Origin of the sequence: Pseudomonas protegens (assembly GCF_003732485.1) — a bacterium.
Lineage (GTDB): Bacteria > Pseudomonadota > Gammaproteobacteria > Pseudomonadales > Pseudomonadaceae > Aquipseudomonas > Aquipseudomonas protegens_B.
In genome coordinates, this window is the sequence record NZ_MOAK01000003.1 from 1 (window position 1) to 1,073 (window position 1,073).

A 1,073-nucleotide genomic window follows, 5' to 3' on the forward strand; every position below is an offset into this window, starting at 1 on the left:
TCGGCGTTGTCGCGCCAGCCATCGTCGAAAGTCAGGGCCACCCGGGGCCGGTCGCCACCGGGGAACTCCAGCAGGTGCTGCAAGGGCACGCAGTCGAAGTGCCGGCGCAGCCAGCGCAGCAAGTGTTCGAAATGCCCCTGGCCGATACACAGCGGCGCCCGATGGGGCAGGCTGGCGGCCGCGGAGTCCGCCAGCACTCGGTGCAGCATCAGCACGGCGCCGGCGTCGCTCAGGCGGATACGGCCAAGGCTGTGCAGATAGGCGCTGCCCAGCAGGCGCTTGAAGGATTGTTTGATGGCCATGTCAGCGGTTCTGTTGTGGGTTCCACAGGGCGTAGCGCTGCCCGCGGAGAAATTGCCAGAGGCCCATGCTCATGCCGGCCAGGGTCACCAGCACGAAGCCGGCGAAACGAAATACCTTGGGCAGGCGCCCGCGACTGTCCAGCAGCCCCAGCACGCCGGCACCGTAGCCCAGCAGTTGGGCAACCAGGGCGAGGCTGTAGAAGGCACCGGCGTTCCACAGCCACAGATTGCACAGCAGCAACGGCAGCAACAGCACCGGGGCCAGGCGGCGGATCAGCTTGTGGCTGATCAGGGCAATGGCGTAGGCGCCGTGGCGCAAGGGGTTCATCAGCTCGCGGCGTTGAGCCAGACTCTGCAAGCCGCCGACCGTGACCCGCAGGCGCCGCCGATATTGCTTGCCGGCTTCGTCCACGCCCTGGTCCAGGACCTGGGCCTCTTCGACATAGACGATGCGTTTGCCCGCCACCGGGGCGCAGGTGCTGATGAAGAAGTCATCGTTGACCTCGGCCGGAATCCGCTGGAACAGCTCGCGGCGCAGGGCCAGCAGCGCGCCGTCGGCGGAGACCATGCAGCCGGTGCGGTTCTCGGCCTGGCGCAACCAGGCTTCGTAGTGCCGGTACAGGCTGTCGCCCAGGCTCAGGTTGTGCCCCGGGTTGAGGATGATCATGTGCCCGCCGCAGGCCCCGACCTGTGGGTCGGCCAGGGGCGCCAGGAGCTTGCCCAGGGTGTCGCCGGACCATTGGTTGTCGGCGTCGGTGAACACCAGGATGT

The 1,073-nt window shown here is 67.6% G+C and carries 1 protein-coding gene and 1 pseudogene; both read right to left on the reverse strand.

Annotated features, from left to right (window positions below; all coding sequences use genetic code 11):
• Positions 1-302, reverse strand: a pseudogene (locus BLX41_RS00110) (polysaccharide deacetylase family protein); the annotation flags it as partial.
• 1 nt (position 303) lies between these two features.
• Positions 304-1,073 (reverse strand): glycosyltransferase family 2 protein (locus BLX41_RS00115; protein ID WP_123723270.1); only part of this gene is annotated, 770 nt, incomplete at its 5' end.